The organism is Flavobacterium sp. WC2509, from assembly GCF_052683105.1.
The window spans coordinates 2,713,577-2,727,584 of the sequence record NZ_JBQZFG010000001.1 but is presented as its reverse complement, the minus strand read 5'-3'; the positions used below and the strand labels follow the sequence as shown (position 1 = coordinate 2,727,584).

Genomic DNA, 14,008 nt, shown 5'->3' with positions numbered 1-14,008 from the left:
TTAAATGATACTAATTTTAAAAAAGTCCACCTTGAATATTCGCCCTAACTTTCCCCAAATGTATATATGCCTTCTCTGTAACTTCCCTTCCTCTCGGCGTTCGCATAATAAATCCTTCTTGGATTAAAAAAGGCTCATAAACTTCTTCGACAGTCTCACTACTTTCAGATACGGCTGTGGCCAAAGTAGATAAACCAACTGGCCCTCCTTTAAATTTATCAATAATGGTATTAAGGATTTTATTATCCATTTCATCTAAACCATGTGCATCCACATTCAATGCTTTTAAGGCGTAGCGAGCAATTTCAATATCGATTGTACCATTCCCTTTAATTTGAGCAAAATCACGTACACGACGTAATAATGCATTAGCAATACGAGGTGTTCCTCTACTTCTACCAGCAATTTCAATTGCAGCTTCCATCGAGATAGGCATTTTAAAAATCATTGCACTTCGTTCGACAATAGTTGTCAAAAGCTCTTTGGTATAATATTGCAATCTAGAAGATATGCCAAAACGGGCACGCATCGGAGCTGTCAAAAGCCCAGATCGAGTCGTTGCACCAATAAGCGTAAAAGGATTTAAATTGATTTGAACTGTCCTTGCATTTGGTCCAGACTCAATCATAATATCAATCTTAAAATCTTCCATTGCAGAATATAAATATTCTTCAACGATAGGGCTTAAACGATGTATTTCATCAATAAATAAAACGTCACGCTCTTCCAGATTTGTAAGTAACCCAGCCAAATCACCTGGTTTATCCAATACAGGTCCAGAAGTAATTTTGATACCTACTTCTAATTCATTGGCCAAAATATTAGCCAAAGTTGTTTTACCTAAACCAGGAGGCCCATGAAAAAGGGTATGATCAAGAGCTTCTTTCCTTTGATTGGCAGCCGCTACAAAAACCTTAAGATTTTCCAATACTTGATCCTGACCAGCAAAATCATCAAATGACAATGGCCTTAATCTTTTTTCAATATCAAGCTCTTCAGAACTGTAATTATTACTTGTTGGATCTAAGTTTTCATTCATGCGATAAAGGTAAAAAAAGTAATCGTTCTATATAAAAAAATGCCTCTCAATAATGAAAGGCATTTATATAATTCTTGAAATTCTAGTGATGTAAAACTACTTCTCCTTCTTTCATTGGAACTGTTTGAGGTACAAAATCCTCTTCATGTCCAGGATTACTGTAATCATAAGGCCAACGGTGTACTTCAGGAATTTCTCCAGGCCAGTTACCGTGAATGTGTTCTACTGGAGTAGTCCATTCTAAAGTATTAGATTTCCATGGATTTTGAACAGCTTTCTTACCAAAGAAAATACTACTAAAGAAGTTGTATAAAAATACTAATTGGAAAGCTCCACCGATTAAAGCAAAAGTTGTAATCAAAACGTTTACATTCTGTAAATCATCGAACAATGGGAAGTTAGTATTTGTATAGTAACGTCTTGGTAAACCAGCTAGTCCAATAAAGTGCATTGGGAAAAATACTCCGTAAGCACAAACTGCAGTTACCCAAAAGTGAACATAACCTAAGTTTTTATTCAACATTCTACCAAACATTTTTGGGAACCAGTGGTAAACACCAGCAAACATTCCGTAAAGTGCAGATATACCCATCACTAAGTGAAAGTGAGCTACAACGAAATAAGTATCGTGAACATTAATATCCAATGTACTATCTCCTAAAATAATTCCAGTTAAACCTCCTGTAATGAAAGTAGAAACCAAACCAATAGAAAACAACATTGCAGGATTCATTTGAAGATTTCCTTTCCAAAGTGTCGTAATATAGTTGAAAGCTTTAACCGCAGACGGTATTGCAATCAACAATGTTGTAAAGGTAAAAACAGATCCTAAGAACGGGTTCATACCCGAAATAAACATATGGTGTCCCCAAACAATCGTTGATAAAAATGCAATCGCAATAATTGACATAATCATCGCTCTATAACCAAAGATTGGTTTACGAGAGTTTGTAGCAATAATTTCAGATGTAATACCTAAAGCAGGTAAGATTACAATATATACCTCAGGGTGACCTAAGAACCAAAACAAGTGTTCGAAAAGTACAGGAGAACCACCTTGATAATGTAAAACTTCACCAGCAATATAAATATCAGATAAGAAAAATGACGTTCCAAAACTTCTATCAAAAATCAACAACAAAGCAGCTGATAATAATACTGGGAATGAAATAACACCAATAATTGCAGTAACAAAGAAAGCCCAAATAGTAAGAGGCAATCTAGTCATAGACATCCCTTTTGTTCTTAAGTTAATAACTGTAACTACATAATTCAATGAACCCATTAAAGAAGAAGCAATGAAAATAGCCATAGAAACTAACCATAATGTCATCCCTAATCCTGAACCAGGAATCGCTTGTGGTAAAGCACTTAATGGAGGATAAATTGTCCAACCTGCAGATGCTGGTCCTGCTTCAATAAAAAGTGAAGAAACCATGATTACACTTGATAAAAAGAATAACCAATACGATATCATATTCATAAAACCAGACGCCATATCCCGTGCTCCAATTTGAAGTGGTATCAGTAAATTACTAAATGTTCCACTTAAACCGGCTGTCAACACAAAGAAAACCATTATAGTTCCATGTATTGTTACTAATGCTAAATAAATATCATTAGCCATAACACCATTTGGCGCAAATTTATCTCCTAACAAAATATTAAAAATTTTGAAAGACTGTTCTGGCCAAGCCAATTGCATTCTAAATAGCAAAGACATACTTACACCGATAACACCCATTATGATACCAGTTAACAAATATTGCTTAGCAATCATTTTATGGTCAATACTAAAAATATATTTAGTAATGAAAGTGTCTTTATGGTGGTGTTCGTGTTCGTGATCGTGTCCGTGATCGTGACCTTCTGCTGACATATATTTATACTTTAAATTTTCTTAATAATTATTTCATAGCTATTTTCACAACAGCTGCAGTATCTTTTGAAACAGCTGAATCTTTCCCTAAAGGAGCAGTAGCACCTGGAGCAGCTGGTTCAACTTTAGAAGCTTTAACTTCACTAACTAAAGTAGCTTTTTCGCTTAACCATTTTTTATAATCTTCAGGAGTATCAACTACAACTTTCATTTGCATATTATAGTGAGAAGCACCACAAATTTTATTACATAATAATAAATATTCAAAAGTGTAAGGATCTAATCCTGGCTCTCCTTTTGCAACTAATTCTAAACTTTTCTTAGATCTAATAGCATTAATATTAGCTACTTTTTCTATCATATAAGGTAAAGATTGATATTCCGCAGTAGTATAAATTGGAGTAAATGCAAACTCAGTAACCATTCCAGGAACACAATTCATTTGAGCTCTAAAATATGGAAAGTAAGCAGAATGCAATACATCTTGAGATCTCATCTTGAAATGTATTTTTTTACCTTTAGGAATATGCAACTCAGAAACAACAATATCATCTTGAGCATAAGGATCTGACAAATCAACCCCTAAAGTATTAACTCCTTCAATTAATCTAACATTTGCTTTACCTAAAACATTATCAGCACCTGCATATCTTGCTGTCCATTTAAATTGTTGAGCATATAATTCAACTACTATAGTATCATCATCCTCATCAATAAACATTATATTAGTCCAAGCATACAAACCATAAAGGATTAATCCAGCCAAAACAACAGCAGGAATAACACTCCAGATTGCTTCTAATTTATTATTATCAGCAAAATACAAGGCTTTTTTATCCTTATTACCTCTGTATTTAAAAGCAAAATAATGCAATAATACTTGAGTGATAGCCTGAACAACAAAAATTAAAACCCATGTAATATTCATTAGGCGATCAATTGTTGCACCGTGCTCAGAAGCTGGAGTATGAAGTACTAAATGTCCCCATGTATAAACTCCATATATTGTAAAAATATAGATGAATGCTAAAAAACCAAACATCAAATATCCTTGTACATTGTTATCATCATCGTTTGCAACTTGCGAATCGTCCGAAGTCGAAGAAACCTGAGTTAAATCGAATATTTTCGTCAATTGCCATATTGCAACGGCTAATAAAACTAAAACTATAATTACCAACAAACTTGTCATCTGTTTATCTCTTTAAATATTAATAATGAAAATGTTTACTCTCTTCTATATATGGATTTCTTTTTGGTAACAAAGGAGCTTTAGTTAATGCTGAGAAGACAACAAAAATAAATAATCCAAGAAAGAATAAAACGGATGCAATTTCTGAAACACCAATGAACCAACTACCTCCAACAGTACCAGGCATAATCATATTAAAGAAATCAACATAATGACCTAACAATATTACTGTACCAGCCATAACTAAAATCCAAGTGATACGTTTAAAATCAGTATTGATTAAGATTAAAACTGGGAATAAGAAATTCATAACAACAGCTCCAAAGAAAGGTAGATTATAAACTTGAATTCTCATAACAAAATAAGTAATCTCTTCAGGAATATTAGCATACCAAATTAACATGAATTGTGAAAACCATAAGTAAGTCCAAAACACACTAATACCAAACATAAATTTAGCTAAATCATGAATATGGCTAGAATTTACATTCTCTAAGTATCCTTTTGATTTCAAATAAATAGTAACCATTGTAATCATAGTAATTCCACTAACGAAGAAGCTAGCAAATACATACCATCCAAAAAGTGTACTAGACCAGTGTGGATCAATTGACATAATCCAGTCCCATGACATAATAGACTCAGAAACAATAAAGAATACTAAAAATCCAGCTGAAATATTAAAATTCTTTTTGTAGAAAGAATTATCATTAGATTCATCTTGAGCTAAACAATTTTTTCTAGAAAAATATCTATATGCATTCCAACCAGCTAAAAAGATAGCAGCTCTTACAATCCAAAAAGGGAAATTTAAATACCCCGATTTTCCAGCAATAATTGCATCATAATTCTCATGACCTTTAGTTGTAACACCTTCAATTAACCAAGCAAATAAATGATTGGCATGCAAACCACAAAGTATTAATATAATGAAAAATATAACCGACCCTACTGGTAAATAAGCGGTAATACCTTGCATAACTCTAAAAAGAACTGGAGACCAACCTGCTTGTGCCACTTGTTGAATACCATAAAAAACTAATGTTCCTAAAGAAAGCAACATAAAGAAGATACAAGCTACATATAATGCAGACCATGGTTTATTTTGCAATTGGTGTAAGACATGCTCAGCATGTTCTTTCTTCTCAGCAACCTCTTTAACCTCTGCTTGCTCTTTTGTTAATACTTCAGCATGAGCTTCAGGAGTAGTCAACTCATGATGAGCTACATGCCCTTCCTTACTTTCAGCAGCAAGAATCTTTTCAACATCTTGAATGTCTTTAGGTGCAGTTAAAAAACCATATCCAATTCCTAAAAGACCAATAGCCATTAAGATGAAAGAAAAAGTTTTTAATTTACTTGAAAATGTATACATATCTATTACGATCAGTTTGTTCAACAATTATTATTGTGCTTTAAGTTTAAGAACATAGTCAGCAACCAACCAACGTTCATGAGCACTCATTTGATTAGCATGAGAACCCATAGCATTTAAACCATAAGTTTCCACATAAAAAATACTTCCTTCAGTAATATCTCTATCTTTATAATTAGGTACACCAAGAAATTTTTCTCTTTCAACTAATTTCCCTTTACCATTACCAGCTGCACCGTGACAACTAATACAGTAAATTTCGAAAAGCTCTTTTCCTTTACCAGAATTTCTATCTAATGAATCTAATGGAGATTTTAAATTAGCTTTCGCTAATGCATATCCCTCTGGAGTATTTTCATATTCGAATGGTTCAAAACCTCTATTAACCGAACCAACGGCAGGAAGTCGTCCTTCTTTTCCATCTTTAAACACATCAACTGAAGCAGCAGCATAAGGCTCACCACTCAATGATTCGTACATATTTGGAAAATATTGATAATTAGGACTATCAGTGTTATGACATGATGAAACCATTATCATAAGACCAAATAAAAATGTTATTTTATATAAACTTTTCATATCTATAATTAATGCTTTTCAATTACTTTAACTTCTACCGCTCCAGTACCTTCGAAAAAAGAAACTAATTCTTCTTCATTATTATTAATGGCAACTTCCATTAAAAAATGATCATCAGTAGTTCTAACATCAGGGTTTTCAGCTTCTTTAAACGGCCATAATCTACTTCTCATATAAAAGGTAATAACCATTAAGTGAGCTGCAAAAAATACAGTTTCTTCAAACATAATAGGCACAAACGCTGGCATATTATCGATATAACTAAAACTTGGCTTCCCTCCGATATCCTGAGGCCAATCCTGAATCATAACAAAATCCATCAAGAAAGTTCCAAAAGACAAACCACACAAACCATAAATAAAAGCACATATTGCTAAACGCGTAGGCGCAAGTCCCATAGCTTTATCCAATCCGTGAACTGGAAATGGTGTAAATACTTCTTCAATATGATGATGAGCTGCACGTGTCTTTTTTACAGCATCCATCAAAATATCATCGTCATTATAAATGGCGTATATAACTTTATTACTCATGATGTGAATGTTTATTAGCTTCTCTTTCTTTAATATATTTTTCTCCTGTAGCTTTCAATATAGTTTTAACCTCGGCTTGTGCAATAACTGGGAATGTTCTTGCATACAATAAGAATAACACAAAGAAGAAACCTATTGTTCCGATAAAAATTCCAATATCAACAAATGTTGGAGAAAACATAGTCCATGAAGATGGTAAATAATCTCTATGCAATGAAGTCACGATAATTACAAATCTTTCAAACCACATCCCGATGTTTACCACAATCGAAATTATAAAAGAAAACATAATGCTTGTTCTTAATTTTTTGAACCACATAAACTGCGGAGAGAACACATTACAAGTCATCATTGACCAATATGCCCACCAGTAAGGTCCTGTTGCTCTGTTCAAGAAAGCGTATTGCTCATATTCTACACCAGAATACCAAGCGATAAACAACTCTGTAATATAAGCAACACCAACAATAGAACCAGTAATCATGATAATGATGTTCATCAATTCAATGTGCTGAATAGTGATGTAAGCTTCAAGATTAGAAACTTTTCTCATAATAATAAGCAAAGTATTTACCATTGCAAATCCAGAGAAAACCGCTCCAGCAACGAAGTATGGAGGAAAAATTGTAGTATGCCATCCAGGAATAACAGAAGTAGCAAAGTCCATCGATACAATAGTATGTACAGAAAGTACAAGTGGAGTTGCTAAACCAGCAAGAACTAATGAAACTTCTTCAAAACGCTGCCAATCTTTAGCTCTACCACTCCATCCAAAACTTAGTATAGAATATACTCTTTTATTGAAAGGTGTTATAGCTCTATCACGCAACATTGCAAAGTCAGGTAACAAACCAGTCCACCAGAAAACTAATGATACTGAAAGATAAGTAGAGATTGCGAATACATCCCAAAGCAATGGTGAGTTAAAGTTCACCCAAAGAGATCCAAACTGATTTGGAATTGGTAATACCCAATACGCCAACCAAGGACGCCCCATGTGTATAATTGGAAATAAACCTGCCTGAATTACAGAGAAAATGGTCATTGCCTCTGCAGAACGGTTAATCGCCATTCTCCATCGTTGACGGAATAATAAAAGTACCGCAGAGATTAGAGTTCCAGCGTGACCAATACCAACCCACCAAACGAAGTTAGTAATATCCCAAGCCCAACCAACTGTTTTATTTAATCCCCAAGTACCAATACCTGTAGACACTGTGTATATAATACAGCCTAATCCCCAAAGGAAAGCTGTTAATGCAATTGTAAATACAATCCACCATTGTTTATTTGCTTTACCTTCTATAGGTGCGGCTACATCAACAGTTATATCATGATAAGATTTATCACCTATAACTAAGGGTTTTCTAATGGCTGCTTCGTAGTGAGACGACATAATCCTTTATTTGATTCTTAATTAATAATTTTTGTACTAGGTATTTCTAACTTTAACGTGGTATACAACATTTGGTTTTGTTCCAATATGCTCTAATAAATGATAACTTCTTTCATCTTCTGCAAGTTTAGTAACTACAGCTTCTTCATCATTTACATCTCCAAATATCATTGCTCCAGTAGAACAAGCATTTGAACAAGCGGTTTGAAATTCACCATCTTTTATTGTTCTTCCTTCGTTTTTAGCTTTCAAAATTGTTGCTTGTGTCATTTGAATACACATAGAACATTTTTCCATTACTCCACGAGAACGAACATTAACATCTGGATTTAAAACCATACGCCCTAAATCATCATTCATATGATAATCAAATTCACTGTTTTTATTGTATAAGAACCAGTTAAAACGACGTACTTTATAAGGACAGTTATTAGCACAGTAACGAGTACCAACACATCTGTTATAGGCCATTTGGTTTTGACCTTGACGCCCGTGTGAAGTTGCAGCAACAGGACAAACAGTCTCACAAGGAGCATGATTACAATGTTGACACATTACAGGCTGGAAAGAAACTTGTGGATTATCTCCAGCTTTTTCCATTTCATTAAAAGTAGACAACGAACTAGATAAACCAGCTATATTCTCTTTTCTTTCATTATCACCTTCGAAAGTACTTTCAGAAGAATAATATCTATCAATACGCAACCAATGCATATCTCTACTTCTTCTTACTTCAGATTTACCAACAACAGGTACGTTATTTTCGGCATGACATGCAATTACACATGCTCCACAACCTGTACAAGCATTTAAATCAATAGAAAGATTAAAGTGATGTCCTGTAGAACGATCAAATGAACCCCATAAATCCACTGAAGTAGCAGCTACTTCTTGGTGATCTAAAGAAACTTGTGGCTTTTCATTCCACAATTCAGCATCTTTAGTATTAAAAATTTCAAGAGTAGTTTCTTTAATAATATCACCTCTACCCATTAACGTTTTCTGACCTTGAACACAAGCAAACTCATGTTCTCCTCCAGCTTTCGCAATTGTTGCTGTTTGTATATTATTGAAACCACCATATAAAGCATAGGCATTAATACCTACTTGCATTTCTTCTTTTAAAGCCGCTTTACGACCATAACCTAAAGCCATTCCAATAGTTCCAACCGCTTGACCTGGCTGAACAATTACTGGAACATTTTCAAGTTTAACTCCATTAGCAGTTAAAGTTACATAGCTACCGTTTAATCCACCGTTAGCAACGATTTCATTTGATAAACCCCATTTCTTAGCATCAGCATTAGAAACAGTAACATAATTATCCCAAGACACCCTTGTTAATGGATCTGGAAACTCTTGCAACCATGGGTTATTAGCTTGTTGACCATCACCCATACCTGTTTTAGTATACAATACTAATTCTAAACCTGCAGATTTAGCCTGAGCTAATGCATTTGCAGCACCAGTATAATCAGCAGTACCTCCAGCAGCAGCAGCTACAACACCAACATAAACACCATCATGTAAAACTTTATTCCAAGAAGAACCCGCAATTACAGAAGCAGAAAAAGCTTTCAAATAATCATAATAAGTTCCAGGAATTCCATTTATAGACAATAAAATATCTTGAAATTGTTTTGTATTAAATAATGGACGAATAGTTGGTTGAGTCAAACTATATGTTCCTTTTGTCAAAGTTAAATCTCCCCATGCCTCTAAGTAATGAGGAACTGGAGCAGCTATTGTAGACAAAGAAGCAGTTTCATCTTCTTTTAATGACAATGCAACTGAAGTTTTTACTTTTTTCAATCCTTCAACAAATAATTTACTATCCGCTAAAGTATAAACTGGATTAACTCCACTCATAATCAAAGTGTGAACACTTCCAGCATTCATATCTTTTAATAATTGAGCAACTTTTTCGTTAGATCCTTTACGTATTTGTCTAGCTCCAGAAGCACTAAAAGATTCACTTGCCAAAACCTGATTAATAGCCAAAACTAATAATTGAGCATTTTTGTCTTGAATCCCAGACACTAAAAGTCCTTTTGCTCCTGCAGCTTTTAACTGTTGAGCAGCTTTAGTAACATCTGCTTTAAATGCTGCATCTAATGAATTAGCAACAGATGAACCAGTAATTACACTATATATAAGTACTAATGCTTGTTTTTGATTAGCAGTTGACATTGCAACACGCTTATCAGCAGCAGCACCAGATAAAGTCATATTAGACTCTAATTGTATGTGTTTTGATATTTTTTTACTTCCTGTAGGACCTGATGGTATTCTACCTTTAGCATAACCAGCATCATATCCTCCACCTTGCCAATCACCAAGGAAATCAGCCCCAACAGAAACAATTACTGAAGCTTTTGAAAAATCATAATCAACTAAAGCTCTTTCTCCATAAACAGTTTCAAAAGCATCTAAAGCTTCTGAAGAAGAAACAGCATCATATATTACATGTTTAGCATTTGGATTTTTGCCAATAAAATCAGCAATCAACTTTTCAGTAGATGGACTAGCTAAAGTATTTGTTAAAAACACTACTTGCCCTCCTTTTGCCTTAGCATCAACAATACTAGATTTAATTTTTGAATCTACTGCAGACCATGAAGCGTTTTTAGCATCCAATTTAGGCTCTTTCAAACGCATACTGTCATACAATGACAATATAGAACCATGAATTCTAGCATTAGCAGAAAATTTTGCTCCAGCAATAGTATTATTATCTATTTTAATTGGACGCCCTTCACGTGTTTTTACCAAAAGGTTTGCAAAATCAAAACCATCAAAAACCGAAGTTGCATAATAATCAGCTACTCCAGGAACGATTTGTTCAGGTTGCAACACATAAGGAATTGATAAATGCACAGGGCCTTCGCATGCAGCAAGAGAAGCCGCAGCTGTACTAAAACCAACGTACTTTAAAAAGTCACGACGTGTAGTTGAAGAAGAAGACAAAGCCGCTTCATTTCCTAAAAACTCATCCGTAGGAATCTCTTCAACAAATTCGTTATTTCTAAGCGCCTCAACAATAGAACTACTTCCGTCTAGTTCTTCAACACTTTTCCAGTATTTTTTGTTTGATGACATATTATATATAAATATTAATCTTAATAATTTTTTTTTGTTCTTTCCTTTAATCTTCAATCACTTAGTGATACCAATTAAATTCTTAATAGTGACATTTTCCACACTCTAAACCACCCATTTGAGCAGCAGTAAGTTTATCAACACCATATTTTTTAGAAAGTTCTTCGTGTATTTTTTTATAATACTCATTTCCTTCCATTTTAACATCTGTTTTTCTATGGCAATTAATACACCATCCCATTGTTAAAGGAGAGAATTGTTTCATTATTTCAAATTCCTGAACTGGACCGTGACAAGTTTGACATTCGATACCAGCAACAGTAACGTGTTGAGAGTGATTAAAATACACAAAATCAGGTAAGTTATGAATACGAACCCATTTAACAGGCTCCGTTTTTCCAGTATAAGATTGTGTTGTAGCATCCCACCCCACAGCTTTATATAATTTTTGGATCTGTGCATCATAGAAAGCCTTACTGTATTCAGGTGTCGCAGTAGTTTCCGCAACCTCGCTGATGCTTTTATGACAGTTCATACAAACATTTAAAGAAGGAATTCCAGCAGTTTTACTAACTCTAGAAGCAGAGTGGCAATATTTACAATTGATTTCATTATCACCAGCATGAATTCTATGAGAGTAATGTATTGGTTGTATAGGCTGATAATTTTGATCCACACCAACCTGCATTAAAAATCCATACACTAAATACGCTCCTACAAGCAACATAAATATAGCAGATACTAAAACTAAAAATTGATTTTTAACAAAGGCTTTCCAGATAGGTAAAGTTGGCTCTTTCGAAACAACCTCAATTCCGTTTGCAGCAGCAATTTTACTCAATACTTTGTTTACTAAAACTAACATTACAATAAGTATTGCCATCACTAATGCCAAAGCACCTAAAATAACATTATTAGAAACACCAGTTTCTTGCCCTCCTGCAGTTCCAGGAACTGAAGCAGTTGGTCCAGCAGCTGCAACTTCAGCCTTTGGCTCAGAAGTATAAGCAATAATATTATCAATATCCGCTTCAGATAACTGAGGAAAAGAAGTCATTGAAACTTTATTATTTTCTTCAAAAAGCTTAACTGCAACAGGGTCACCAGATTTAATTACATCAGCACTATTATGAACCCACTTGTAAATCCAAGCCATTTCATGCTTTTCAGATACGCCTCTCAATGCAGGACCTGTAGATTTAGCATCAAGTTTGTGACATGCAGCACAATTAGCATTAAAAAGCTCTTTACCTTTTGCTGCGTCACCTCCAGAAGTTGCCGCTGGAGCCACTGCTGTTTCAGCAACTGCTGCAACTGGAGCAGCATTCTGAGCAAATGAAGTTACGGAAATACTCAACACTAATGCTAAGCTTAAAAATAATTTCCTTGAATTCGAATTATGGTTACCCACCTTTTCCATATATTAATATTGATTATCTACTAAAATCGCCCATTTCATGTCAAATAAACATGAAACTAAGCGAACCTTATTTAAAAACTTCGACAAAAATACGACTTAAGAACTATTCTCAAAACCTTAAAATAATCTTAATTATAATTTATATTTAATCTAAATAATAAAACGAATTTCCATTTCCTGTTAAAATGTTATTTTTGTAAAATAAATAATCAGATTATGAGATTTTTAAGACCAACACACCCATTATTATTGCTTCTTTTATTTTGTAATACAACAACAAAAATAGGTGCACAAAATTCAAATTTAACATTAAATGCAGACCCAAAATTCGAGCAATTACTGACAGAAAAAAGAAAATCGAACCCTAATTTGTCTTATAATGACAGATACAAAATTCAAATTTTCAATGGAATAAGCGAAAATGCAAAAAAAACGCTATCGGAATTTAAACAAGAATACAAAAATCTAGATGGGACAATTATTTTTAACACACCAAATTATAAAGTTTGGGTTGGAAATTTCAGAACTAGAATGGAAGCAGAAAGTTATCTTGTTGATATCAAAAAAAGATACAAAAATGTATTTCTAATAAAACCAAATAAATAAGATTTTTACACTATAAAAAAATTAAAACAAACTATTTCACAAGCTTCCGAATGATTTCTACACCAAATTTGGAAGCAACTTGTGAGACAAATTCTTTAAAATCTACTACAGAATCTTCATTTGCAATATCCGAAATAGTACGAATAACTACATAAGGAACATCATATTCAAAACAAACTTGCGCAACCGCAGCTCCTTCCATTTCAACACACAAAACATCTGAAAGAGCAGCCAAAAGGTTCTCCTTTTGAAGATTACTCGAAAAAAATTGATCACCACTTGCTATTTGACCAACAACAACCTTTTGTTCATACAAAGAAAACACCTCTTGCTGTTTTAACGAAAGCAAATGAATCAAACTTTTATCCGCAACTAATTTACCTATACAATCCATAGCATTATCAAGCAAATCCTTAGGCGGAAACAGCATTGTTTTCCCTAATAATGGTATTTCAAAGCGATCCATTATAGGGCGAGCATCCATATCATGCTGCACTAAACTACTCGCAATAATAACATCTCCAATATTCAAATCTCGACTAATAGCGCCTGCAACTCCAGTGAATATTAATTGAGTTATCTTGAATTCAACAATTAAATGAGTTACCGTTGTTGCTGAAGCTACTTTCCCCCAACGAGAAAAAACTACTACTACTTCAACATCATTTATTGTGCCTGTATAATAGGTACGCATTCCTTTTACTACTTCTTTTTTATCTTTAAGCAGGGAAACAATTCCGTGAATTTCTTCGGGCATTGCGCCTAATATTCCAATTCGTTTTTCATTCATTATTAAAATCATTTAAACTATTTAACTAAAAACTTAAGTTCGTTTGTAATTACAAAGAATCACTGCATCCATTTTTAGCGCTAACCATTGAATTACCTAC

At 33.8% G+C, this 14,008-nt stretch carries 11 protein-coding genes; 1 reads left to right on the top strand and 10 read right to left on the bottom strand.

What is annotated here, in order from left to right:
* Window positions 1-16 precede the first annotated feature (16 nt).
* From ruvB to ACUN3A_RS11370, 9 genes are all read right to left on the bottom strand, one after another.
* On the bottom strand, window positions 17-1,039 hold the full coding sequence (gene ruvB, locus ACUN3A_RS11410) for a Holliday junction branch migration DNA helicase RuvB (RefSeq protein ID WP_445551413.1): 1,023 nt from the start codon (window positions 1,037-1,039) through the stop codon (window positions 17-19).
* An 82-nt stretch (window positions 1,040-1,121) separates the two neighbouring features.
* Entirely contained in the window at window positions 1,122-2,918 is a 1,797-nt protein-coding gene (locus tag ACUN3A_RS11405; protein WP_445551412.1) for a cytochrome c oxidase subunit I, read from the bottom strand.
* 28 nt (window positions 2,919-2,946) lie between these two features.
* On the bottom strand, window positions 2,947-4,110 hold the full coding sequence (locus ACUN3A_RS11400) for a cytochrome c oxidase subunit II (protein WP_445551411.1): 1,164 nt from the start codon (window positions 4,108-4,110) through the stop codon (window positions 2,947-2,949).
* 19 nt (window positions 4,111-4,129) lie between these two features.
* Window positions 4,130-5,485 (bottom strand): quinol:cytochrome C oxidoreductase, encoded by a 1,356-nt coding sequence (locus tag ACUN3A_RS11395; protein ID WP_445551410.1) that lies wholly within the window; start codon window positions 5,483-5,485, stop codon window positions 4,130-4,132.
* Between the two features lie 30 nt (window positions 5,486-5,515).
* Window positions 5,516-6,064, bottom strand: coding sequence for a c-type cytochrome (locus ACUN3A_RS11390; protein WP_445551409.1), 549 nt, complete (start codon window positions 6,062-6,064; stop codon window positions 5,516-5,518).
* 8 nt (window positions 6,065-6,072) lie between these two features.
* Window positions 6,073-6,597 carry a DUF3341 domain-containing protein gene (locus ACUN3A_RS11385; protein WP_445551408.1) on the bottom strand — a complete coding sequence of 175 codons (525 nt, stop codon included), beginning with the start codon at window positions 6,595-6,597 and terminating at the stop codon, window positions 6,073-6,075.
* Window positions 6,590-7,993: an NrfD/PsrC family molybdoenzyme membrane anchor subunit gene (gene nrfD, locus ACUN3A_RS11380; protein ID WP_445551407.1), complete on the bottom strand. Its 1,404-nt coding sequence runs from the start codon at window positions 7,991-7,993 to the stop codon at window positions 6,590-6,592. Before nrfD ends, ACUN3A_RS11385 begins: the two co-directional genes overlap by 8 nt.
* 36 nt (window positions 7,994-8,029) lie before the next feature.
* Entirely contained in the window at window positions 8,030-11,092 is a 3,063-nt protein-coding gene (locus tag ACUN3A_RS11375) for a TAT-variant-translocated molybdopterin oxidoreductase (protein ID WP_445551406.1), read from the bottom strand.
* Between the two features lie 82 nt (window positions 11,093-11,174).
* Entirely contained in the window at window positions 11,175-12,512 is a 1,338-nt protein-coding gene (locus ACUN3A_RS11370) for a c-type cytochrome (RefSeq protein ID WP_445551405.1), read from the bottom strand.
* 216 nt (window positions 12,513-12,728) lie between these two features.
* On the opposite strand from ACUN3A_RS11370, the gene ACUN3A_RS11365 reads away from it, so the two are divergent.
* The gene (locus ACUN3A_RS11365; protein ID WP_445551404.1) at window positions 12,729-13,118 is read left to right on the top strand and encodes an SPOR domain-containing protein; all 390 of its coding nucleotides are present in this window, start codon (window positions 12,729-12,731) and stop codon (window positions 13,116-13,118) included.
* Window positions 13,119-13,149: 31 nt separating this feature from the next.
* On the opposite strand, the gene ACUN3A_RS11360 is transcribed toward ACUN3A_RS11365, so the two are convergent.
* On the bottom strand, window positions 13,150-13,908 hold the full coding sequence (locus ACUN3A_RS11360; protein WP_445551403.1) for a 5'-methylthioadenosine/adenosylhomocysteine nucleosidase: 759 nt from the start codon (window positions 13,906-13,908) through the stop codon (window positions 13,150-13,152).
* Window positions 13,909-14,008: the final 100 nt, after the last annotated feature.

What these genes read in the sequence shown, in the direction of transcription:
- ruvB (WP_445551413.1), bottom strand. Translation starts at nt 1,039, where the DNA reads ATGAATGAAAACTTAGATCCAACAAGTAATAATTACAGTTCTGAAGAG.
- ACUN3A_RS11405 (WP_445551412.1), bottom strand. Translation starts at nt 2,918, where the DNA reads ATGTCAGCAGAAGGTCACGATCACGGACACGATCACGAACACGAACAC.
- ACUN3A_RS11400 (WP_445551411.1), bottom strand. Translation starts at nt 4,110, where the DNA reads ATGACAAGTTTGTTGGTAATTATAGTTTTAGTTTTATTAGCCGTTGCA.
- ACUN3A_RS11395 (WP_445551410.1), bottom strand. Translation starts at nt 5,485, where the DNA reads ATGTATACATTTTCAAGTAAATTAAAAACTTTTTCTTTCATCTTAATG.
- ACUN3A_RS11390 (WP_445551409.1), bottom strand. Translation starts at nt 6,064, where the DNA reads ATGAAAAGTTTATATAAAATAACATTTTTATTTGGTCTTATGATAATG.
- ACUN3A_RS11385 (WP_445551408.1), bottom strand. Translation starts at nt 6,597, where the DNA reads ATGAGTAATAAAGTTATATACGCCATTTATAATGACGATGATATTTTG.
- nrfD (WP_445551407.1), bottom strand. Translation starts at nt 7,993, where the DNA reads ATGTCGTCTCACTACGAAGCAGCCATTAGAAAACCCTTAGTTATAGGT.
- ACUN3A_RS11375 (WP_445551406.1), bottom strand. Translation starts at nt 11,092, where the DNA reads ATGTCATCAAACAAAAAATACTGGAAAAGTGTTGAAGAACTAGACGGA.
- ACUN3A_RS11370 (WP_445551405.1), bottom strand. Translation starts at nt 12,512, where the DNA reads ATGGAAAAGGTGGGTAACCATAATTCGAATTCAAGGAAATTATTTTTA.
- ACUN3A_RS11365 (WP_445551404.1), top strand. Translation starts at nt 12,729, where the DNA reads ATGAGATTTTTAAGACCAACACACCCATTATTATTGCTTCTTTTATTT.
- ACUN3A_RS11360 (WP_445551403.1), bottom strand. Translation starts at nt 13,908, where the DNA reads ATGAATGAAAAACGAATTGGAATATTAGGCGCAATGCCCGAAGAAATT.